The following is a 21570-nucleotide window of genomic DNA, read 5'->3' as shown; positions in this document are numbered from 1 at the left end:
GCAACAGCGCGACGACGGCGCTCCATCCGATCTCCTCAAGGCACGTATTTGCTGGCTGGTGCGAGCGGCCCGCGCCAGATCGCCTGCGACCGTAGCGCACCACGAACATCCGCCACGGCACAGTTACTCAACCGTTGCGCTCCCTGGCGCACCACCGGCACGAGCAGACAGTTTCTCCGGGTCGCTGGACGTCGGGTCCGGGCAGGTCCAGTTCTCCTGCACCGCTGGCAGTGTCAGTGCCGCCGTCGTCAACGACCAGCCGTTCGGTAACTCGGCACTCTGGTCCTTCACCGGTCAGGTCCGGCTGGCAGATCGGGCTGCCGTTCACGGTCCAGCCCGGCTGCATGGCGGGCGGACCACCACGCCGGGAACGACCTCGCCTACCCGGCGGCCGGTAGGCGAGCATCAGGGCTATTGTCGCCGAGCCCTCTGGGACCGCCGTGTACTCGACCGTGTACGGCTCGGCGCTCATGCCGGGCTCGGTCCGGTCCCGACCGGTACGGGCGACGAGGACGATGGGGCCGTGCGCGGAGAGCGACGCGGCGTCGGCGGCCCAGGACTGGACGCGGCGAGTCGAAGGCAGATCGGCTTGGATGAGGGTTGGCGTTGACGCGCTGGCGGCTTCCCAGAATGACAGTTCCGGCCTGGTCGATTCCTCGCGTATGTCCGTTGAGGGTTCCGATCCGAACACGGTCAGGGCATGTCCGAAGCCGGCCGACGATCGCCTTGACGGCGTCCGATCGGTGCTCGGCAAGGGCGGCCGTCCGCCATGCGACGGGACCCCCGGGTCGATCTGACCCTCGCGCGGACCGGTAGGCACGGACGCCGTCAAGGTGATCGACACCTGGGGTGCCCCGTGACCTGCGGTGTTACCGCTGTGATCCGTGTGACTTGCTGTGACTACGACTTCGGCCGCCTGACGGCCGGACGCGACTTACGGTGTTCGTGTTTGTCGATTCGTACCGATGGGCGGGAGATCATTCGCGATGGCTCGTCATTCTTCGATGGCCGGCGTTGCGGTCAGCCTGGGGTTCGCCATGACCGTTCGTGTGCTGCAGTGGCTCGCCGCAGCACTCGCCTTGTTCACCGGTGTCGTCTGCCTACCTGGCCTGCTCCTGACCGTGCAGTCTGCGGTGTGGAGCAATCTCGACCGGACGGAGGTCATGCAGCAGCCGCTGTCCTCGGCCACGGTGGTGCTGGCCGCGGTGGGCGCGGGTTGGCTGTTGTGGGGTTGGCTGCTCACCGCAACGATCCTGGATGTTGTCGCGGTGCTGCGGGGCGTCGGTGCTGTCCGGGCGCGGCTGCCGGTGCCGCTGCATCATGCGGTGAGCGCCGTTGCCGGCAGCGCGGCGATGCTGCTGCAACCGTCCGCCGCGCTGGCTGCTGGGGCTGGGCCGCTCGTCGGCGACACGGCGGGGCACGTGTCGGTGCAGGCGACGTATCCGGCGGCGTTGCCGCCGGCAGCTGCGGTCATCGTGGATGGCGGCGACCTCGTGCTGGTCGGGTCCGGTGCCGCTGGTGGACCGGCGCTGCAACCGCGGTCCTACACGGTGCGCCGCGGGGACACGCTGGCTCGGATCGCCGCCCGGCAGATCGGTGACGCGAACCGGTGGCCGGAGATCTTCACGCTCAACCGAGGCGTGTACTTCGACAGGGTCGGCGGGACGTTCACCAATCCGGATCTGATCTATCCGGGGTGGACCCTGCGGCTGCCCGGCGTCGAGCCTGCCGTGCCGGTCCCGACCGAATCCGCTCCCCCACAGGGAACGTCATCGGCGTCCTCAGGCAAGCAGACCAACCCAGCGATTGCGGCGAGCGCGTCACCGGTGGCCACGCCCACCGCATCCACCGTGTCAGGTCCGGCTGCGGCGACCACATCAAACCCGGACTCGAACGAGGACTCGGATGGAGCCGACGTCCTGCCGTGGCTGCTGCTGGCGGGCGGGGCGGCAGCGGTAGGAGCAGCAGCGTTCCGGCGTCAGCGGTCACAGCCACGACGCACCAGCACGCCGGCCGGAGCATCACGTGCGGCCAGGACACCCGCCCGGAACGCCGGCCCCAGCGAACACCGTCCGACCCGCGAGCGCGACGCTCCCGCCGCCGGCCGCTCCGACGCGGCGGCCGGTGCCGCAACGGACCTGCCGCCCGCCCCGGTCGACGACACGCGTCGTGTCGTGGCAGCGCTGTCGCCGGCGTCGGGCACCACGGACCGCGTCGTTGCCGCACGGGCCCGGATCGGCGCGCTGCTGGAGGACCGGCACGGCAGTACGGCGGTCGTCATCTGCGCTGACACGCTCGCCGCGCTCGCGCCGGACGTGTCGCCCCGGGCGGGTTTGACGGTCACCGGCACCCTGGCCGAGGCGATCCGGCTGCTGGAGACCGAGGTGCTGCACCGCACGCGGCTCCTCGTCGAGCACGACGTCGCCGACATCGACGACATCGCCGACCTCGCTGACCTCGACGGGTCCGTCGAGGTCGCCGCCGACGGTGCCGCGGCCGGGCTACCTGCCGTCACGTTCATCGTGCAGCCATCTGACGAGCACCTGCGGGCGAGGATCACCGCGCTGCTCGGCCAAGGCGAACACCTCGGCATCGACGGCATCGTGCTCGACATGCCGTCCGGCATCGCCGCACCCGACGCCGACCCCGGCAGCGGTCACCGCGCCATCACCCACGACCAGCCTCCGCCACCGACGACGAGACCGGCGACCAGACCGGGCCCGCATCGGACCAAGGTGCGGATCCGGGTCTTCGGCACCGTCGCGGTCCTGCACGCCGACGACCGGACCGTCACCGGCATGCGCAGCCACGCCCGTGAGCTGCTGACGTATCTGACAGTCCACCGCACCGGCGCGGCGCTGCCGGACATCATGGAAGCGATCTGGCCCGACGCCACCGTCTCCCGGGCCGAGGAACGCCTGTCCACCGTGGTCTGGAACCTGCGGCACAGCATCCGCACCGCCGCCGGCGATCACAGCGTGCAACCGGTCATCAACACCGGCAGCCGGTACCACCTCAACCCGGACCTGCTCGACATCGACGCCTGGCGGCTCGACGACGCCCTGTCCACCGCACGGCACAACCCGACCCGACAGCAGACGGCGCTGCAGACAGCACTGCGGGCAGCGGTGGCGGCGCACACCGGCGACCTCGCCGGTGACCTGCCGTACGCGTGGATCGAGGCGGACCGTCACGCCTGCCGGCAGCAGGGCATCACCGCCCGCCGGCAGCTCGCCGAACTCGTCAGGACCAACGATCCCGGCGAGGCAGCCGATCTGCTCGACCAGGCCGCGGACCTCCAACCAGCCGACGATGCACTGGCCCGCGACGCCATCACCGCCCTCGCCCACGCCGGCGACACCGAACGGGTCACCGCCCGGTGGGAACGACTCCGGTCCGCGCTCGCCGACATCGGGGAACAGCCAGAAGCAGCGTCCGTCGCCCTCTACACGCAGATCCAAGGCCGTTCGAGCACCCCGGCGGGCAGGCAACGCCATGCCTGACGCAACGACGTGCGCCCACGGCACGAACCGTCCAACGCTCGCGCCCGGCTCGCGGCGCCGTACCACTCCCCCGGCACACTCCCGGCAGACCGCCCGGCCTCACCTTCCACATCCCGAGGCGCAGCGACGGGCACACCCCGACATGGCAGCCACCGCGCCTGCCCGGCGCCGCCTGCCTCGACGGCCGGTATCGGGCACCGCCGGCGACACGCCTGGCACGCCGCCGCGGCGAAGCCTCCCGGCCGCCGACACGGCGGTCGCAGCCGACCGGCCGGATCCGGTCGGGTCGAGCAGCGTCGGACGCCTCCGATGATCGTCGTGTTGGAGCCGGAGCTGCTGGCGCAGCTGTCGCGGCTCGACGCCCGGGCCGACACCGCCACCGCGGAGAACCTCGACGATGAGCTCGCCGCTGCGGTCCGCCGGGCCGTGCGGATGCGGCGGCTGTTCTACGCCGTGGTCCTCGTCGTGGCCCTGTACGGTGCCGCGACCGGCGCCGTCGCCACCTTCCATCTGCCGTGGTGGATCGCGGTCGGTGGAGTCGTCGCGCTGGAACTCGGTGGAGTCGTGTTCCTCAACGACGCCGACACCCGCCGCCGGCTCGGCGAACACGCACACCTGTCCCGGCTCGTCGGCGGTGTCATCGCCGGCGCGGCCGCCACATTCAACGCCGCCACCCACGACAGCCCGCTCCTCGGCGGGTTCTTCGCCCTGATGAGCGGCCTCGGGTTCGTCAGCTGGTGGATCGATGTGGAAAACCAGCGCCGGGACCGGCTCCGCGCCCGCGGCCAACTGCCACCACCCGCACCGAGATACGAGCTGTGGGGACACACGATCCGCCACCCGATCATCACCGCCAGAGCTCGCAGTCTCGCCAAGGCCCATCCGGAACTCGGCCTGTACGGATCGCTCGAGGCCGCGCTGATCGTCAGACGACGCGAGCTGCGCAACGCGGCACTCGCCGACGTCCTCCGGGCCCGCATCCGCAACGCTGTCGGCGACGACCTCGCCGCCATCGCCACGTCCACCTTCGACGTCGACGAAATCGCCCGGCGGCTCAGCGCGGACCCGGACTATGACGGCTTCACCGCGCTACTGGCCACCGAGCTCACCGCGGAACGGATCCTGCAGGGCCCCGACGATCACACTGCAGAAAGCATCCACGAACCACTCGGTCGCAACCGTCATTCGGCAACTCCTACGCTCCGCCCGGCTCACGCAGATGACCACGGGAAGGACAGCGCGCGTGCCGCGACCAACCAAGCGCGGCGCAGGTCAACCCGACCACCGGCGAACGCTCAACCGTCACGGATCGCGGAACGCCGACGTCTGTCGTCACCGCTGCCGCAGCCTCCAGCACCGCCCCGAACGGCTGCATCCCAAGTCCTCGAGGCAACACCGGCCGTCACCGTTGACGGTGCAGGCCCAGCAGGGCCTGTCGAAGAACTCGCCGCCGCAGACGAGTGCACTGGCGCGAAGGCCGATCGGCACCCCAGCGACACCGACCACCCGACCCGCGGGACCGTCCGGGTCAAGATGATCGATGGCCCGATGATCGTCGGCAACGACGGACGGCCCGTTCGAGGACTGCGGGCCAAAAGCCTCGAACTGTTGGCGTTTCTCGTCGTGCACCGGTCCGGCGCAGCCATCACCGAGATCCTCGACGCCGTGTGGCAAGGCGTGCCAGCCGAGAAAGCCAGCCAACGGCTGTCGACAGTCGTCAGCAACCTCCGCAACGCCATGCGGGAGGTACTGAAGGCCGGGACACCTACACAGGCCGCTGGCCCAGCGGCGCCGGAACCGATCATCAACACCGGCGGCCGCTACCACCTCAACCGGGAGGTCGTCATTGTCGACCACTGGGAACTGATCGACGCAACGAGACCGACACCGGATGTCGGAACGATCGGCAGTAGCCCTGGCCTCGCCGACGGAGACATGCTCCGCCTTACTGCCAGCCTCGAATACCCATGGCTGCGGCGGACGAGACTGCAAGCAGACTCTTAATCTGCGGGTTGTAGGTTCAAGTCCTACGCGGCGTACCAACGATCAAGGCTCTGAGCTGGGTTTACTCCTAGCCGGAGCCTTTTCCGTTTTCAGCCTGACCCGGCTGGGTGCTCGGTGGTGCTCTTCCGCGCCCGTGCGTCCATCCACCACGACACGCCGCGGCTGGCGACGTCGATCCGCAGAAGTTCGCCGCCCGGCACGCTGCGGGTCGTTACTACACTGCTGCGTCGGCGAGGCGTTCCAGTGTCGTCACGACGGCGTCGGTGATCTTCTGTCGCAGCCGGCCGACGACGTTCCATTGCCGGTGAGTTTGCCGTATTTTCCGGCGACGGTCGGCACACCGATCCGGAGTCGTGCGGCGACGACGATGAGGTCCTGAGTGTTGCGGGCGTGGAATATCTCCACGCTGCTGTCGCCGGGGAACAGCAGGTCGTTGGCGAATGTGTCGGCTTCCAGTTCGGCCGGATCGGCATGGTCGCGTTGGTCGTCGAGGTCCAGGAAGCTCTCCCGTCCGGGTGCAGCAGGACGTGGCCGACCTCGTGGAGCAGGTTGAACGAGAAGATGTCCGGGCGCCGGTTCCGTTCGGTGATACCGATCGCCGGCCGGTCGCCGGTGATCCACCAGGTGGCGGCGCAGACGCGGGTGCCGGGGACCTCACGAACAAAGGTGAGCGCGACGCCGGCTTCCGCGCGGGCGGCGGGGCGGCGACGAATCCGTTCGGGACGGTCATGGCGGTCATCGCGGCAGCCGCCGAGCGGCAATGCGCAGTAGGCGGGGGTTGAATGTCTCGATGGGGACGTCAGCGGCGGAGCGTTCAACTAGTACTGCAACGGCAGTTAGGTGAGTGGGTGGCCGCGTCGTCGGTAGTGGCTGAGCCGGGCTTGGTACTGGCGTCGGCGGCGCCAGTGTGACCATGCCCAGATCCGGTCTGGTCGATGGGCGTGTCGCAGGACGAACGCGATGAGCAGGCGGCGGACCTCCGGTACGGTGTAGCCGATCATCATGTCGTCGCCGGGACTGGTTCCCCTTTTGCGGCAAGGGTTTTGGCGACGGTGAGCCAGGCGTGGGCGGCCATGGACAGGGTGATGTGGGCGTACCAGGCTCGCCAGTCGCGGACTTGGTAGTGGTCCAGTCCGGCGTCGGTCTTGGCCTGCTGGAAGCATTCCTCGATCGCCCACCGGCAGCCGGCCACCCAGACCAGGTCGGCGAGTGTCGAGCGGCGGGGTCCGTAGCAGACGTAGTAGGCCAGCTCGCCGGTGTCGGGGTTGCGGCGGGCGAGGACCCAGTGGCCGCGGCCGGGTTGCCAGGACACGCGGATCGGTATCCGGGCCCACTGGTAGATGCGCGGGCCGTGGGCGCCGGCGCCGGCGGACAGTCGCCGCCACGCCGAGGCCGGCAGCGCAGCGATCAGGTCTTCGACCCGGACGAAGCCCATACTGGTGGTGACGACGTCGTCGGTGCGGCGGGTCGCCATGACGTAGCCGACATCGCGTTCCTCCAGCCACACCCGCAACGACTTGACCTGCCCGTAGGCCTCGTCGGCGGTCACCCACCCGCACGGCACCCCGGCGTCCAGCGCGCGGGCGAGCATGGCCTTGGCCTGCTCCGGTTTGGTGGCGAACCCGACCTCGTCCGGGACGCCGACGGCGCGGCAGCGGTCCCGGTCATCGGTCCACGACGCCGGCAGGTACAACTCCCGGTCGATCAGGGCATGGCCGGCCTCGCTGCGGTAGGCCAGGAACGTCCCGACCTGGCAGTTTTCCGTGCGCCCGGCAGTGCCGGAGTATTGCCGCTGCACCCCGGCCGAGCGGGTGCCCTTCTTCAGGAACCCGGTGTCGTCGACGATCAGCACCCCGTCGCGGCGGCCGAGATGCTCCACCACGTAGTCGCGCACGTCATCACGGACCGCGTCGACGTCCCAGTCGGCCCAGCGCAGCAGCCGCTGCATCCCATCCGGGGACACCTCACCAGCATGCTCGGCCACCGTCCAGCCGTTCTTACGCTCCAACCCAGCAACCAGCCCACACACGTAGTCCCGGACCCGCCGCCGCGGCTCCGACCGGCGAAACCGCCGACCGATCCGCTCATGCAACCGATCCAGCTCAGCCGACCACACCTGAATTTCCGCCGCTGCCACAGCGAACATCATCCATACACAGTCAACCCAACTGCCGTTGCAGTACTAGGCGTACTACCTGTGTTACGGCCCAGCCGACACAGGCGACGAGGAACTGATCCGGGTCGCCGGGACGCGCTGGGCGATCGAGGAATGCTTCCAGACATCGAAGAACGAGACCGGTCTGGACCACTACCAGGTTCGCCGCTACGACGCCTGGTACCGCCACATAACTCTCGTTATGGTGGCCCACGCGTTCCTCGCCATCACCGCAGCCAACGCTGAAAAGGGGGCCCTGCAAGGGATTGGGACAGCCTCATTCCCCTCACCCTCGGCGAGGTCCGACGTCTCCCTGGCACACCTGATCACCGTCATTCGACCTGTTGATCATATCGATCGATGGTCACGATGGCGTCGCCGCCACCAGTTCAGGGCCAGAACCAGCCACTACCAGCGAAGACTCCGGCTCCATGAAGTGCGGCTGGAGTACTAGACATCGACTCAGCTGGCGGTTCGCCTCGGCACGGACGTCAGCGGCCTGCGTGCATGGGGCCGCCGCGCTTGTCGACGCGGTTGCTCGCAGGTGGTATGACCCGGCGGTGCTCGCTTAAGGTGTGCTGATGGCCACCAACGCGGTGCGGCTCGGCGTGGATTTCGGCACATCCAACACGGTTGCGGTACTGCGTCGGGACGACCAGGCGACACCGCTGTTGTTCGACTCCTCGCCGCTGCTGGCGTCGGGGGTCTTCGTCGGCTCCGACGCGGCCGTGCTGACCGGCGCGGACGCGGAGCGGGCCGCGACCGCTCACCCGGCGGGGTTCGAGGCGAACCCGAAGCGCCGGATCGACGACGGTGCCGTCTGGCTGGGCGACCACGAGGTGGCGGTGACGGCGCTCGTCGCGGCGGTCCTCGGCCGGGTGGTTTCGGAGGCGTCGCGGGTCGCCGGCGCGCCGCCGGGCTCGGCGGTGCTGACGCATCCGGTGGCGTGGAGCCGGACCCGGCTGGGGCTGCTGGCCTCGGCGGCTCGTGACTCCGGGTTACGCGACGTCCGGTTCATGCCGGAGCCGGTCGCGGCCTCCGCCTACTTCGCCGCCGTTCTCGGCCATGATTTTCCCCCGGAACGGTGCCTGGTGGTCTACGACCTGGGCGCCGGGACGTTCGACGTGAGCGTCGTGCGCCGCCCGGCGAACGGTCCGGGCGTGGTGGTCGCCACCGACGGCTTCGCCGACGTCGGCGGCCTGGACCTCGACGCGGTCGTGGTCGAGCACGCCCGTTCGGTGACGTCCGGGGCGCAGGCCGGCTGGGGGCGGCTGGACTGGCCGGAGACACCCGCCGACCAACGCGCCCACCGGACGCTGTGGCACGGCGCCCGGGCGGTGAAGGAGCAGTTGTCCCGGCACGCCAAGGCAGACCTGCACGTGCCGCTGGTGGACGCCGACGTGCATGTCACCCGCGAGGAGTTCGAACGCGCGGCGCGGCCGCATCTGGACCGCACGGTGGCGCTCACCCTGGCCACGCTGCGGGCGGCCGGCGTGCGCCGCGAGCAGATCGCCGGCGTCTTCCTGGTCGGTGGTTCGAGCCGGATTCCGCTGGTGGCGAGCCTGCTGCACCGGGCGCTGCAGATCGCGCCGACGGCCATCGACCAGCCGGAACTGGTGGTCGCGATCGGCAGTCTGTACGCCGAGCCGGCCGCCCACACCACGCTGCCCCTCCAGCCATACCCCGATGACGGCACGACCGTCCTTCCGTCGCCGGAGCCCACGCCGACGTCGGCGCAGGTCCTGCCGCAACTGGCACCCGTCATGCTGCAGCCAGCGCCACCCGCGATGCGTCCGATGTCGACAGTGGACGATCCCGCGACCGAACCCGTCCCGACGTCCGTCGCGGCGGAACCGGTGGCACCGCCCGCCACGACGGAACCAGCGCTCCCGACAACCGTGGCGGAACCGGTGCCGCTGTCCGCTGTGGCGGAACAGCTGCCCCCGACCGTCGCGGCCGGGCTGACGCCCCTGCCCGCAGTGGCCCCGCCGGCGTCCCCGACCGTCGTGGCCCAGCCGCCACCTCCGACTGTCGGGGCCCAGCCGGCGCCCGCGGTGGAGCCAGTGCCCCCGCCCGTCGCGGCTGGGCCCGCGGCCGCACCTGCGGTGGCTGACCTCGCCGCACCCACGACCGGCCGCGTGCCCGCCGGCGACGCGCGGCCGGTGGCACCCGCTGACACCACATCCCGGCCGGCAGGCCGGACCTCGGCGAGCCGGCCGAGGCAGGCGGTCGCCGGATTGGGGGTGGCGGCACTCCTGAGCGTCGTGCAGGGGATCGCCACCGTGATCGCCTTGAGCGGTGCGCACGCCGGCGACTGCGTCGGTTTCACGGGCGGCGCGACCACGTGCTTCGCCTCCACGTCGGCCGAACGAGCGGAGGTGCTCGCCTTCGCCGTGTGGGGTTTGACGATGGCCGCCGTAGCGCTCGCACTGGTCGGGTTCCTCCCGAGACGTGACGCGGCGACCAGCGGTCAGCGCTCCCTGTTCGTCGCGGGCATCATCGGCTGCGTCGTCAGCAGCCTCGTGCCGCTGCTCGGGGTCGGCCTGGTGGCGGTGGTCCTGCCGGTCGTCGGTCTCCCGGTGCTCGCCGTCGTCGGCGCGCGGACCGGCGTCTGGAGCCGCCCGATCGCCGTCGCCATGGCGCTGCTGCCGATCGTGTGGGTCATCGACGGTGCCATCACGGGCAAGCTGTTCGGCCTGCCCGAGCTGCTCATCCTGGCCACCGTGGCCGTGGCGACGACCCGGGCCCGGCGGCACGGACCGAGCGGACTTGTCCGGTAGCTTTCGTCGACGATTCGACGAGGATGGTTGCCGTACCGGCGTCACACCGTCGAGGGGTTGCGGTGACATCCGTTCCGTGCCCGCCAGCTGACCGGCCTGCGTTACATGGTCGGCTCAAATTTACCGAGCGTCATATCGCGCTTGACGCTGGAGTCGGTCGTTGGGGTAGCCGTCGCGGTCGCGGTGGGGCCGACGAAGGCCGTCTGAGCCAGGTCGGGCGTCGTGCGGTGCAGACTGGCGAAGAGGTGGCCGTTGCCTTGACGGAATTCGATGCCCGTTGCAGCCTTCCTCGCACCAGTGACCGACGGACAGCATCGGCCCCCGGTTCTGGTTGGCGTGCAGGACGCGGGCTTGGTCGTCGGCGAGGACCGCACCGGTTGTGGGATCGATGCTCACGCCGACCGCCGGTGTGTATTGGCCGTCGGTCGGCGTGGCGAAGTCGACGGTGTCCAGGTGCAGGTTCGGTCCAGCGCACTGCGGGCAGGCGGGGGCCGCCCCGCCGGCGCAGACGTTGCGTGAGCGTCGTCACGTCCTGAACCGGCCGCGGTGGAGATGCGTGTACCGCAATGCCCCGGCGTTTGAGGTTCGCACGCAATGGCGTCGCCATGACGAGCACGTAACAGGACCTGGAACGGAGTGGGGCGCCCTATTCGATGTCGTCGGGGTGCGAGCACGTTCACTGGGCACAAAACACATTCATTATCGACGACAACAATTACGCCGGTAGCGTCGAGCTGAATAGTGGCTGCAACGTCCTGAACCCCATAACCTTGACCGCTAATCCGACAAGTGGCATCGACTACCCCATCACCATCGGCTAGAAAAAGTACCTAGGGAGAACAGTGAGAATCCGTAAGATGCTACGCAATTCGCTTGTTGCTAGCGCCCTGATTGCCTGCGCGATCGGGCTGACTGCAGCGCCCGCTCAGGCAGTGCCTCGCGACCCGTGCCAAGACGCCGTGAACCTCGCAGCGGCAAACGCCTCGACGTCGAGGGGCTTCGCCGATCTGTCTATGACCATGTATAACCTTGGCTATTACCAACTTTCCGCGGATTACGCTGAGGCCGCGCGCTTCTACGCCTTGGCCGCCGACACCGTCCTCTCGGATTCTGGATGCTAGCCCTGGGTCTTTCATGAAACTCCATCCATAAGTGGATCTTGAACGCTAACGTACCTGTCGGGTGGCCGGAGGGAGTCTCACCCTCCGGCTCCCACAGATCCCGGCGTAAACCTCTCCGTTTATCGCGCTCCTGTCACCCGATCAACCCACACGGTGGTAGCCGGGGACAGGGTCGTCATCGCTCCCAGGGGGATCGCATCCACGACTCGCCGAGCGTGGGCACGGCAGTTGGTGCTTCCACTGCTCCGCCACGAACCTGCTCGGCCGTCCGGAACATGCCCGGCGTGGTGGCTACCCGTCGCAGGCCGCGGCCCGTCGGGCCCGCGACGAGTGGCTGGCGCCACCACGGGCGAGCACCGCACCGCCCGGTCCTGGACGGTGGAGCGGTGGAGCGGTGGAGCGGTACTGGCTTGCCAGCCGCACCAGTATCCGGCCGAAGAGTGGCAACGCTGTGCCTGCCGAGAATGACATCCGAGCAGCTCAGGCCGCATGCTTGTACTCGTGCAGCACGCCGCCCGATGCGGTCACGTCGGTGGATGGTCAGGCGGGCGAGCCGGTCCGGGTCGGTGATCGGCGGGGACAGGGCCCGGCACTGGCCCCGACACATCAGTCGCCGCGATCACTTACCCCTCGCCGACGCGCTTGCGCCAGTCGCGCATCGCGTCGCGAACCTTGTCGAACACCACGATCGGCGGTCCGACGAAGATGTTGGCGACGGCCGACTCTCCGGTCGCCGGGTGCGGGCGGGTGGGGGCCAGCGCCTCCGCCACCTCGAAGGCACGGGCCATCCGGCGGATCCGTTCCGCGTCGGCGTGCTTGCGAAGCTGCGTGAATTCCTTTTGCTCCTCCTGGTCGCGTGCGCCAGGACCGACTCGCCGAGCACGCCGAGGTGCCGGTCGAACTCCGGATGTTCCACCCCGAGGTCGTCGAGGTCGGACAGTGCCTGTTTGGCGTCCGACTCCTCGTGGAGCCGTTCGTCGATGATCTGGTCGCCGTTCGGAATGATGTTGCGTGCGGCCGGGTGTACGACCTGTTCCTCCGCGCCTTCGTGGACGGCGAGCAACCGGACGAGGTCGTGGAACAGTTCTTCCTTCCGCGCGCCCCGGGTGGACCCGACCTGTGCGAAGAGTTGTTTGATCTCGGTGTGCTGGGCGAGCAGAATGTCCACGACATCCTGTTGTTGGGCCTGCGGCTGTTTGCCGACAGCCTGGCTGACGTCGTTCGGTGAGTTGAACCGTTCGCCGGGCATGGCCGGCGCCGATGCGTTGTGGAGCCGGTGGACGTGTTGAACCCGCGCCGGTTCCGCGGTCAGATCGCTTGGGCGAGTTCGGCGAATGCAGCGGCGACCCGCAGCGCGGGCGGGGCGTCGACGGCGAGTTCGTAGTGTCCGCGGCGGAGGTTCTGCAGGAACGCTTGTCCGGCAATGATGACCTGTGCTGTCTGGTCCGTCCGTAGCCCGCCCATCGGTCTCAGCCGGTGCTTCAGCCGGCTGTGATCAGCCTCGATCGGATTGTTGGCGTACCGCTCGACGTGGTGCCACGCCTGCGGAATCAGCTCGTCGAGCACGGCGGGGTAGACCGCGGCCGCGTCGGTAACCACCTCACTGGGTGTCGCCTTCAACACCGACAACGCCCGGCGGAAGAACCTCCGGGCCGCGTCGGCGTCGCGGCGCGCCGAGACCAGCACGTCATGACCTGTCCGTACTGGTCAACCGCCCGGTACACGTACCGCCAGATTCCGTTGACCTTGACATAGGTCTCGTCGACGTTGCGCTTGCCGAAACCCCATCCGCCCTGGTGAGGGCCGGTCGGTCGGTGACGTCGTGCACATCGAACACGAATTCGACAGCCACTGGCTGGCCTGCGACCGGACGAGCTGGCGCCCGATCAGCGCACCGTCCAACTGCGACGGTCAGCCCAACACCGCGGCCACGATCTACGAGCACCTGGCCCGCCGCACGGCGTGAGCGTCGGCCCGGATCAGCGATCCAGCGCCCCCGCGGCCCTTCGCGTTCCCTGGCGTCTGCGCCGGCTCGCCGGTCACGGCACCCTATCGCGGCCGCTGAACCGCGCGGACCGCACGTAACCCCCGCGGAATCTGCCCCGCCCGGTCCCCGGGCAGGTCGGCAGGCCGGCCGTCGTCACGGTCTGGCCTGCCGAGCTGTTCGGTGTGCCGTTGGGTGCGTGTACCGCCCATCGCAACGCATGAGGAGCAACCGTATGAACCCCTCCACCGCCGACCTCGGGCGGCAGCGACCGTCACGACGGTCACCGTCTCCGACGACACCACCCACCTGATCCGCATCCGCGCCACCGTGAACGGCGCCGGCCCCGCCGGCACCATCACCGGTCTGCACCCGGACACCGCCGGCACGACCCGGGACCGGCTCTACGCGGCGATCCACTTCCCTGTCAAGTCAGCGTGTTGAGGTCTTTGAAGGTTGGTGAGGGGCTCGTCGAGCTGGCGATCGACGCGTGACCGCGTGCTGAGCCCTGTCTCTATACCAGGACGGGGCTCAGCAGTCAACGCTGTTGCGGCACCGGGGAGCGGAACCGGTCGAGGAACGGCCCGAGGAGCGGTATCTGCCCGGTCGGCCCAGTCCGCACGACCACCGCCGGAACCGGGGCCCGCTCCGCGAGTGCGGCGAGATCGCCGCGGTCCGGGACGCAGGTGATCAGCAGGATGCCCTGCACGCCAGCGGCCGGCAACCGGTCTAGGAACGCCTCGGTGAACTCCGGCATGAGCGTGCCGTGCCCGGTCGGCGCGAACATGGCGAAGACGCCGATCCGCAGGTCGTCGGAGAGCACAACGTCGAGCAGCGGGTCGCCGGTGCCCGGACTCACCCGCGGGATCACACGCTCGCCGGTCAGCATCACCGCATCCCGCACACGCGCCTCGAGCAGCAAATGGTCGATCAGCGCCACCAGCGGCTCGGCGTATTTCCTCGGGCTCGCCTCCTCGATCGCCGACAGCACCAGCCGGGCCTCGTCGTCGGGCAGGTGAGCAGCGAGGTCGCGGACCGCCCGGCGCAGCCGCGCCGGCATCTGAAGCTCGAAGTCCTTGAGCTTCGCGCTGATCAGAGGCATGCCGTTCACCCCGAACAGCACGAACGCACCCCCGACGAGCAGCAAGGTTACGCTGCCGGCCTGGTTCGCGGAGAGAAACACGGCGAGCGCGCCGACGGTCAGAAGCACGCCGCCAGCCGTCGTCACGATGATCCGCTCCCGCAACGACAGCGGTATCGCGCCGTCGGTCAATCCCTCGGACTCGTCAGACATGTACATGAATCTAGCTGATGCGCAAAGGCCCTCCCGCAGCGCTGTGTACGCCGACTTACCGTCCGGATCGATGCGCTGGCCGCGAGGTTAGGTCGTGAGTTGGTGCGGTTGCCTGCGTCCGATCGGGATGACGACGTTGGGGTCTGGTCGGGTGGTGGTCTCGCGGAAAGCGTTGTTCTCCAGGGTGAGTAGGTTTATGGCTCGGACGAGGGCGGGGACGTCGGCGCGCAGCCGGTGGAGTTCGTTGTTCTTGTTCGCGATCGTCTGTTTGAGGCGGCGATGGTCGTGCGGAGGCGTGTTTCCACGTCGGGGGTGTCGCCACGTGCCTGGCTGCGTTGGTAGAACTCGTTTTTCAGATCGAGGTGCACGGCACAGCGACGCCCAGCGGCACTTCGCCGCCGCGGAACGATTCGCCGTTGACGCCGGCGACAGACAGCTGACTGCTCACGTCCGGTACGGGCAGGCCAAGCAGATGCAAATTTACGCCACCACCGCGACGCGCTGGACATCCTAGGGAGAGCACACCATCAGCTCAACGCAACACCCGCGCTCACCACAATCCTGCGTGGCGCTGAAGCAGCATCCCGCGCGGCAATCGGCGACTGGGGGGTGTCCCTACGGGTCTTGTCAAGCAGCTAGGCGGGGTTCGTCCGCCGTTTTGTGCTGGTATGGGGTTTGGGTGCGGAGCATGGTGTGGAGGACGTCGATGCGTCTGCGGGCGAGGCAGATGAGGGCGACGCCCCGGCACCGCCGCCGCCCCGGCACGGACACGGCAATGGCGCTCGTCGTCGTGCTCACGGCGACCGGCGAGTTCGGTATCAACGACTTCTTCGGGCCGACGCTCGCCGGGCTCGGCGCCCCCTTCCCGCCGCTGCGGCTCGGCGTCCCGATCGCCGTGGTGCTCGGGCTGCTGACCCGGTGGCGGCGGCGGATTCCGGTGCTGCTGCTGGCCGGATCACTGCTGGCGAACGGTCTCCTGCCGGCGCACCTGGCCGTCGCAGTGGCGCTGTACACGCTGGCGGAGCGCGCCACCGCGTGGCCCAGGGTCGCCGTCGGCACGCTGGCGTCGGCCGTGTTCGTAGGCGTCCGATCTGGCGGTTCGCCGGTGCCGACGGCGCAATACCGATCGTCATGGCGGCGTGCGTCGCACCGGCGCTGCTCGGCATGTACGTGGGCACCCGGCTGGTCGAGCGCGTCCAGGAGTGGGCGCAACACGTCGAACGCGATCAGCAGCAGCGCATCGCCAATGCCCGCAGCGAGGAGCGTGCCCAGATCGCCCGAGACATGCACGACGTGGTCACCCACCGGGTCTCCCTGATGGTCCTGCAGGCCACAGCCCGGGAAGCGGCCACGGGTGTCGACCCGGTCCTCATCGGGAAACAGATCAGAACGACCGGGCGCGAGGCACTCTCGGAACTCCGCTCGCTGGTGGGAGTCCTCCGCAACGCCGGCGACACCCCGCTCACCCCTCAGCCTGGGCTCGCCGATCTGCCCGTCCTCATCGAGGAGTCGCGGCGGATCGGCATCCCCGTCACCGTTGACGTGACGGACCCAGCGGCTCGACCTCAACAACCGGGTACAGGCGGCGATCCTCGCTCACCAGGCCGGCCTGCTCGACTGATTGCTGAGCAGGCGCGGGAACGCCGAGATCGAGACTCCGGTGCGACACCCACACCCAGCAAAGAAGAACGGCCGGGCGGCGGCATCCGCCCCCCGGTCAAGGGCCCAGTGCTTCGCGGAGGTCGCGGCGGGTGCTCACGCCGAGTTTGGCGAACGTGTTGCGCAGTGAGTTGTCGACCGTGCGGGCGGACAGACCCAGCGCCGCCGCGATGTCCTTGCTGGCGCGGCCGGTCGAGGCGAGCACGGCGATCTCCCACTCCCGCGGCGTGAGCCGGGCGGTGCCGCCGGCCAGTGCCAGCAACGGTGTCCGGGCGCCCGGGCAGCGGCTCGCCGGGGCGGCCGCCCGGAACCGTGCCGCGGAAGCGCGGCTGCGGCGGCCGGCTCGGTCATGTACGGCGGCCGCGACGGCGGCGGACTCGGCCGCAAGCAGGTCCGCGCCGGTGGCCTCGAACGCGTCCGCCACGGCCATCAGCCGCTCCGCGTCCCGGGTGAGCAGTGCGGCGGCCAGACCGGCGCGGGCCGTCGCGAGCTCGTTGCCGCCTCCGGCGGCGAGCTCGGCCAGCCGGTCGGCGTCCTCCCTGCGGCCACCGCCGAGCCGGACGACGTCGGTCAGCAGCAGTCCTTCCGAGGTGTGGTGCCCGGTGTCGCGGGCGCGGGCGGCCGCCTCCCGCAGAACGGCGCGTGCCGGGCCGATGTGCCCGCGGGCGGCGTGCGACCATGCCTCCCCCAGCCGCTCCTCGCCGGCCAGGAAGCCCGACATCAGCCGGTCCTCGCCGGCCAGGACCCCGGACACCGGCCGGGCCGCCGCGTGGTCCCGGGCCTCGGCCGCCCCGGCTGTCTCGCCGAGCGCCGACGCAGCTGCGGCCAGCCCGACCAGGGCCAGTCGCTCGACAAGGACGTGGCGCTGGCTGCGGGCGACGGCGACCGACTCGGCGTACCAGCGCCGGGCGTCGCGCAGGTGGCCGGCAAGCCACTCGACGCGGCCCAGATAGAACGCCGCCCAGGCCCGCGGGGCCGTCGTCCCGGACGCGACGAGGTCTTCCACGCACGCCTCGCCCGCCGCCCGGGCGGCGGCCAGGCGGCCGCACTCGGCCAGCGCGAAGACGAGCGACAGCCGGGTGGCGGCGGGGTTGGACAGCAACACGGTGCGGTGCAGCCGGCAATGGGTCTCATAGGCGTGTTCCGCCCAGTGGATGCCCTGCTGGCCGTCGCCGGCGACGGCCAGGCCCATGCCGAGCGCGATCCCGCCGTAGAGCCAGGCGTTGGCGTCGGCCAGCCGCTCGTGGTCCCACGGCAGGTCCTCGGTCAGCCCGCGCACGCCGCCGGCTGGATCGCCGGAGACGGCTCGTACGCCGCCCTCGTTGACCCGCAGCACCCGCACCAGCGCCGGGGTGGCGATCCGGGCGCGGCCCTCGTCGTTCGCGGCCAGCGCCAAGTCGGGACGGCCGGCCGCCCACAGCAGCGACGCCACGCGGCCGACGGTGAGCAGCAGCGCCGCCGGTTCGTCGCGGGTCTCGGCGAGCATGCCGGCCAGCAGCGCGTCGGTCTCCTCCCATTCGCCGACGTCGGCGAGGGCCAGCCCGAGCATGCCCCGGGTAGTCGCCGTGTGTGCCGCGGCCGGCACGGCGCGCAGCAGGGTCAGCACCAGCCGGTGGTCGCCGGCCTGGTGGGCGCGGCTGGCCGCCTCGATCAGCGGGGCCGGCTCCGCCGTCCCGGCAGCGGCGACCTGCCAGGCCGCGATTCTGGGCGGGTCGTCGCGGCGCCGCAGGCCGTGGGCCTGGGTTCGCTGGATCTGGCCGAGCAGCAGCATCCGTCGCCGCAGCGGTCCGATCCGGGTGCGTAGCACCTCGCCGTACAGCGGATGGCTCATCGTGACAGCGAACCGCCGGCCGGCCACGACAAGGTGGACCAGGCCCGCGGCGGCCATCGCTTCGAGGGCGGCAGGTCCGGCGATCCGGGCAGCGTCCGCCTCGGGCAGCGGCCCGCACAGCGCCAGCAGGTCCAGCAGGTCCGTGCCGGCGTCGCCGAACGCGGCCAGCAGTGAGCAGACCAGCTCGGCGAGGCGTTCCGTGACCGGCAACTCGCCCTCGGCCAGGTGCCACACCTCGCCGACCCAGCGCAATGCGCCGGATCGGCGGCAACCGGCGACCAACTCACGCAGGAAAAGCGGGTTGCCGAGCGTCACCCGGTACAGGCGGGTGAGTGTCGGGCGGCTCACCGGCCCGTCGAGCAGCGCATGCAGCAGCCGCTCGGTCTCGGAACGGTCCAGTTCGGACAGTTCGAGGCGGCGCAACGACGGCAGCGCGGCCAACTCGGCGGGCAGCCGCCCACCGGTCCGCGCGGTGGCGAGCAGCCGGAAGCCGTCTGGAGCCAGCGCGGCCCGCAGGGTGCGGGCCGTCGCGGCGTCGAAAAGGTGCAGGTCGTCGATCAGCACGAGCTGCACCGAGCCGGCGGCCGGCAGCGCGTCGACGGTGGCGCGGGCCGTGCTCATCCCGGCGGCTGCGGCCCGCCGCAGGCCCTCCTCGGCCAGCCGCGACTTGCCGACACCGGCTGGACCGGTGACGACGATGCCCTGCCGGCGCGGATCGGCCAGCGTCGCGGCCAGCTCCGCCAGGTCCCGCTCCCGCCCGACCAGGGCGCTCACCGAGTGAGGGCCTCGGCCAGGTCGGCGCGGGCGCTGACGCCGAGCTTGCGGTAGGCCTTCTGGAGGTGGTTCTCGACGGTGCGGACCGACAGGCTGAGCCGCCGCGCGATCTCCTTCGTGGCGGCGCCGTCGGCGGCGAGCCGCGCGACCTGCCGTTCGCGGTCGCTGAGCCGGGTGGCACCGCCCACAGCGGCCAGCAGCGGCGTGCGGGCGCCTTCGCAGCGGGCGGCGCACACCTGGGCCTGGCGGATCGCCGCGGTGGCGGCGCGCTGTCGCTGCCGCCGGGTCAGGAGCGCCGCCGCCGCGCTCGCGGCCTCTGCGGCGAGCAGGTCGGCGCCGAGCGCCTCGGCCTCACGCGACACCGTCAGCAACTGCTCGGGGTCGTCGGCGGCGAGCCCTGCGGCGAACCGGGCCCGGGCCACGACCAGCAGTCCCTCGCAGCCGCGGGCGAGCTCGGCCAGCCGGTCGGCGACGGACGCGGCCCCGCCGAGCCGGGCGATGTCCGTCAGCAGCAGCGCCTCCGACGACCAGTGACCGGCGGCGCGGGCTGCCTGGGCACCGGTCTCCAGGGCGGTGCGCGCGTCGTCGAGCCGGCCTCGTCCGGCCAGCAGCGACGCTGTCGCGATCTGTTCCTCGCCGGGCCAGAACCCGTCGACCGGGTGTTCCGGCAGCCGCGCGTGGGCATCCCGGACAGCGGCGGCGTCACCGGTCAACGCTGCGGCGGCGGCCAGCCCGACCAGGGCGAGCTCGTGCGGCACGACCTGCCGCCGGGCGCGGGCCATCGCTGCGGCCTCCCCATACCAGCGGCGGGCGCTGACCGGGTGCCCGGCGAGCCGTTCCAGCCGGCCCAGGAACAGCGCGGCCCAGTCGGCCCGGCCCGGCCGATCGCTCGACGCCAGTTCCTCGAACGCCCGCCGCCCGAACACCCGGGCCTCGGTCAGCCGGCCGGCCTCGGCGAGGGCCGCTGTGCGCGACGGCAGTGAACCGGCCGGGCGCAGCCAGGTCCGCGACCGCGCGGCTGCCCGCAGGTGCACGTTGTAGGTGTACTCGGCGAACGCGACGCCTTCGACCGCGCGACCGGCTGCGGCCAGCCCGATGGACCTGGCATTCGCGCCGCGCAGCCAGGTGTCGGCGGCCACGTCGACCGCTCGGGCCGTTTGCAGCGCCGGTTCGAGCAGGCGCAGGCCGCCGTCGAGGTCGCCTGCGAACGTCCGTACCGCGGCCTCGTCGATGTCCAACAGGCCCTGGCTCAGTTCGCCGGGCGCCGCCGTGGTGCGGGCCGCCGCGATGACCGCCAACGCCGGGTCGGCCCTACCGCCGAACCAGAAGAGGTTCAGCACCCGGGCGACCGTGGCCGCGCGCTGGTCGGCCTCGGCGGTCGCCTGCTCCCCGCAGCGGCGCAGCACCGCCTCCGCGGAGTCGTGCTCGCCGGTCTCGCTCAGCGCCTCGCCGAGCGCCAGACCGGCCGCCGGCCCCAGATGTTCCTCGGCGACCGGGCGCAGGAGCGCCGCGACCTGGCCGTGGTCGTGGTTCAGCCGGGCCGCCGCGGCGGCGGCCAGCCGGAGCTCGGTGCCGACCGGCGCGGCCGCGGCGAGCCGCCAGGCGGCCATCGCGTACGGGTCGTCGCGGCGCCGGGCGCCGAACTCGCCGAGCTGCCGGGCCGCGGCGAGCAGCAGCGATGCGCGGCGGGCGGGCGGCAGGCTAGCCGCGAGCGCCAAGCCGTGCAACCGCCGGGCCAGCGCGATGGTGGTGCGCCGCCCGTCCAGCCGGGCCCGCACCAGCCCGGCCCGCTCCAGGTCCAGCAGTATCGCAGGTGAACCGAGGCGCGCGGCGTGGCCCAGCGAGATCGGGCCGCACAGCGCGAGGGTGTCCAGCAGCCGGCCGCCGGGTCCGGCGGCGGAGAGTTCCGCCCGGGCGAGCTCGGCCAGGGCCGGCGTGACGGACGGCTCGCCCTTGAGCTCCCAGACCGCCCCGTCGAAGACGAGCGAGCCGGCGAACTCGCGCAGCAGCAACGGCAGGCCCTCCGAGACCACGAACAGGCGGTGCAGGGACTCGTGCCGGACCGGCCCGCCGAGCACCTTGTCGATCAGGTCGCGGACCTGCTCCTCGCGCAGCGGGCCGAGCTCGACCCGGGTCACGGCATGGTCGTACACCAGCGCGCCGACCGCGGCGCCGATCGCGGCGCCGTCGCGGATGGTGGCGACGAGCTTGACGCCGGACGAGTCCATGAGCTGCCGGATCCGCGCCGCTGCCGCGGCCGGCAGCTCATGGGCGTCGTCGACCATCAGGATCCGCGGGGTACCGCGCAGTTGCTGGACGAACCGCGACCGGCCCACACCGCGGGGCCCGCTGACGACGACGCCCCGGCCGCCATCGCTGGCGAGCGCGGACGCGCAGCGGGCCAGTTCCTCGTCGCGGCCGGTCAGCGGCCAAGCATCGTATCCGGGACGGTTCATAGCCGTCTT

11 protein-coding genes, 1 tRNA gene and 4 pseudogenes are annotated in these 21570 nt (G+C 71.1%); 8 read left to right on the top strand and 8 right to left on the bottom strand.

Translation table 11 applies throughout. The features are described 5' to 3' along the window. The first annotated feature begins 1037 nt into the window (after positions 1-1037). The 3 genes from AB0K00_RS42635 (at position 1038) to AB0K00_RS42625 (ending at position 5545) form a co-directional block, all read left to right on the top strand. Entirely contained in the window at positions 1038-3503 is a 2466-nt protein-coding gene (locus AB0K00_RS42635) for a BTAD domain-containing putative transcriptional regulator (protein ID WP_363533588.1), read from the top strand. A 432-nt stretch (positions 3504-3935) separates the two neighbouring features. Then, a complete protein-coding gene (locus tag AB0K00_RS42630) occupies positions 3936-5507 on the top strand; it encodes a hypothetical protein (protein WP_363533585.1) in 1572 nt (523 codons plus the stop codon). Further along, positions 5484-5545, top strand: a tRNA-Leu gene (locus tag AB0K00_RS42625). The genes AB0K00_RS42630 and AB0K00_RS42625 overlap by 24 nt, the downstream gene beginning before the upstream one ends. Positions 5546-5756: 211 nt before the next feature. Here the strand turns inward: AB0K00_RS42625 and AB0K00_RS42620 are convergent. Both AB0K00_RS42620 and AB0K00_RS42615 read right to left on the bottom strand, forming a co-directional pair. Continuing rightward, positions 5757-6128 (bottom strand): hypothetical protein, encoded by a 372-nt coding sequence (locus tag AB0K00_RS42620; RefSeq protein WP_363533582.1) that lies wholly within the window; start codon positions 6126-6128, stop codon positions 5757-5759. Positions 6129-6507: 379 nt separating this feature from the next. After that, positions 6508-7653: an IS701 family transposase gene (locus AB0K00_RS42615; protein ID WP_363533635.1), complete on the bottom strand. Its 1146-nt coding sequence runs from the start codon at positions 7651-7653 to the stop codon at positions 6508-6510. A 40-nt stretch (positions 7654-7693) separates the two neighbouring features. Between AB0K00_RS42615 and AB0K00_RS42610 the strand changes: the two are divergent. Both AB0K00_RS42610 and AB0K00_RS42605 read left to right on the top strand, forming a co-directional pair. Next, positions 7694-7894 (top strand): annotated as a pseudogene (locus tag AB0K00_RS42610) (IS701 family transposase); the annotation flags it as partial. Positions 7895-8243: 349 nt separating this feature from the next. Then, positions 8244-10442, top strand: coding sequence for an Hsp70 family protein (locus AB0K00_RS42605; RefSeq protein WP_363533579.1), 2199 nt, complete (start codon positions 8244-8246; stop codon positions 10440-10442). 1744 nt (positions 10443-12186) lie between these two features. Here AB0K00_RS42605 and AB0K00_RS42600 read toward each other — a convergent pair. The 3 genes and pseudogenes from AB0K00_RS42600 to AB0K00_RS42590 form a co-directional block, all read right to left on the bottom strand. Continuing rightward, the gene (locus tag AB0K00_RS42600) at positions 12187-12351 is read right to left on the bottom strand and encodes a hypothetical protein (RefSeq protein ID WP_363533638.1); all 165 of its coding nucleotides are present in this window, start codon (positions 12349-12351) and stop codon (positions 12187-12189) included. A gap of 122 nt (positions 12352-12473) precedes the next feature. Next, positions 12474-12812: pseudogene (locus AB0K00_RS42595) on the bottom strand (hemerythrin domain-containing protein); the annotation flags it as partial. A gap of 59 nt (positions 12813-12871) precedes the next feature. Further along, positions 12872-13329: pseudogene (locus AB0K00_RS42590) on the bottom strand (DDE-type integrase/transposase/recombinase); the annotation flags it as partial. Between the two features lie 56 nt (positions 13330-13385). Between AB0K00_RS42590 and AB0K00_RS42585 the strand changes: the two are divergent. Continuing rightward, complete coding sequence (locus AB0K00_RS42585; protein WP_363533576.1) at positions 13386-13529, top strand: hypothetical protein; 144 nt, start codon at positions 13386-13388, stop codon at positions 13527-13529. Positions 13530-13742: 213 nt separating this feature from the next. Next, positions 13743-13991: a hypothetical protein gene (locus AB0K00_RS42580; RefSeq protein WP_363533573.1), complete on the top strand. Its 249-nt coding sequence runs from the start codon at positions 13743-13745 to the stop codon at positions 13989-13991. Positions 13992-14085: 94 nt separating this feature from the next. Here AB0K00_RS42580 and AB0K00_RS42575 read toward each other — a convergent pair whose 3' ends face one another. After that, positions 14086-14820 (bottom strand): hypothetical protein, encoded by a 735-nt coding sequence (locus AB0K00_RS42575; protein WP_363533570.1) that lies wholly within the window; start codon positions 14818-14820, stop codon positions 14086-14088. 1152 nt (positions 14821-15972) lie between these two features. On the opposite strand from AB0K00_RS42575, the pseudogene AB0K00_RS42570 reads away from it, so the two are divergent. Continuing rightward, positions 15973-16230: pseudogene (locus AB0K00_RS42570) on the top strand (histidine kinase); the annotation flags it as partial. A 328-nt stretch (positions 16231-16558) separates the two neighbouring features. Here AB0K00_RS42570 and AB0K00_RS42565 read toward each other — a convergent pair. Together AB0K00_RS42565 and AB0K00_RS42560 are read right to left on the bottom strand one after the other, a co-directional pair. Then, complete coding sequence (locus AB0K00_RS42565) at positions 16559-19105, bottom strand: LuxR C-terminal-related transcriptional regulator (protein WP_363533567.1); 2547 nt, start codon at positions 19103-19105, stop codon at positions 16559-16561. Beyond that, the gene (locus AB0K00_RS42560; protein ID WP_363533564.1) at positions 19102-21561 is read right to left on the bottom strand and encodes a helix-turn-helix transcriptional regulator; all 2460 of its coding nucleotides are present in this window, start codon (positions 21559-21561) and stop codon (positions 19102-19104) included. Before AB0K00_RS42560 ends, AB0K00_RS42565 begins: the two co-directional genes overlap by 4 nt. Positions 21562-21570: the final 9 nt, after the last annotated feature.

Origin of the sequence: Dactylosporangium sp. NPDC049525, assembly GCF_040676755.1 — a bacterium.
In the GTDB taxonomy this organism is placed as follows: Bacteria; Actinomycetota; Actinomycetes; order Mycobacteriales; family Micromonosporaceae; genus Dactylosporangium.
The sequence above is the reverse complement of the archived record's forward strand: the minus strand, read 5'-3'. Positions and strand labels throughout refer to the sequence as shown.

What these genes read in the sequence shown, in the direction of transcription:
- AB0K00_RS42630 (WP_363533585.1), top strand. Translation starts at nt 3,936, where the DNA reads ATGCGGCGGCTGTTCTACGCCGTGGTCCTCGTCGTGGCCCTGTACGGT.
- AB0K00_RS42635 (WP_363533588.1), top strand. Translation starts at nt 1,038, where the DNA reads ATGACCGTTCGTGTGCTGCAGTGGCTCGCCGCAGCACTCGCCTTGTTC.
- AB0K00_RS42600 (WP_363533638.1), bottom strand. Translation starts at nt 12,351, where the DNA reads ATGGCCCGTGCCTTCGAGGTGGCGGAGGCGCTGGCCCCCACCCGCCCG.
- AB0K00_RS42560 (WP_363533564.1), bottom strand. Translation starts at nt 21,561, where the DNA reads ATGAACCGTCCCGGATACGATGCTTGGCCGCTGACCGGCCGCGACGAG.
- AB0K00_RS42605 (WP_363533579.1), top strand. Translation starts at nt 8,244, where the DNA reads ATGGCCACCAACGCGGTGCGGCTCGGCGTGGATTTCGGCACATCCAAC.
- AB0K00_RS42615 (WP_363533635.1), bottom strand. Translation starts at nt 7,653, where the DNA reads ATGTTCGCTGTGGCAGCGGCGGAAATTCAGGTGTGGTCGGCTGAGCTG.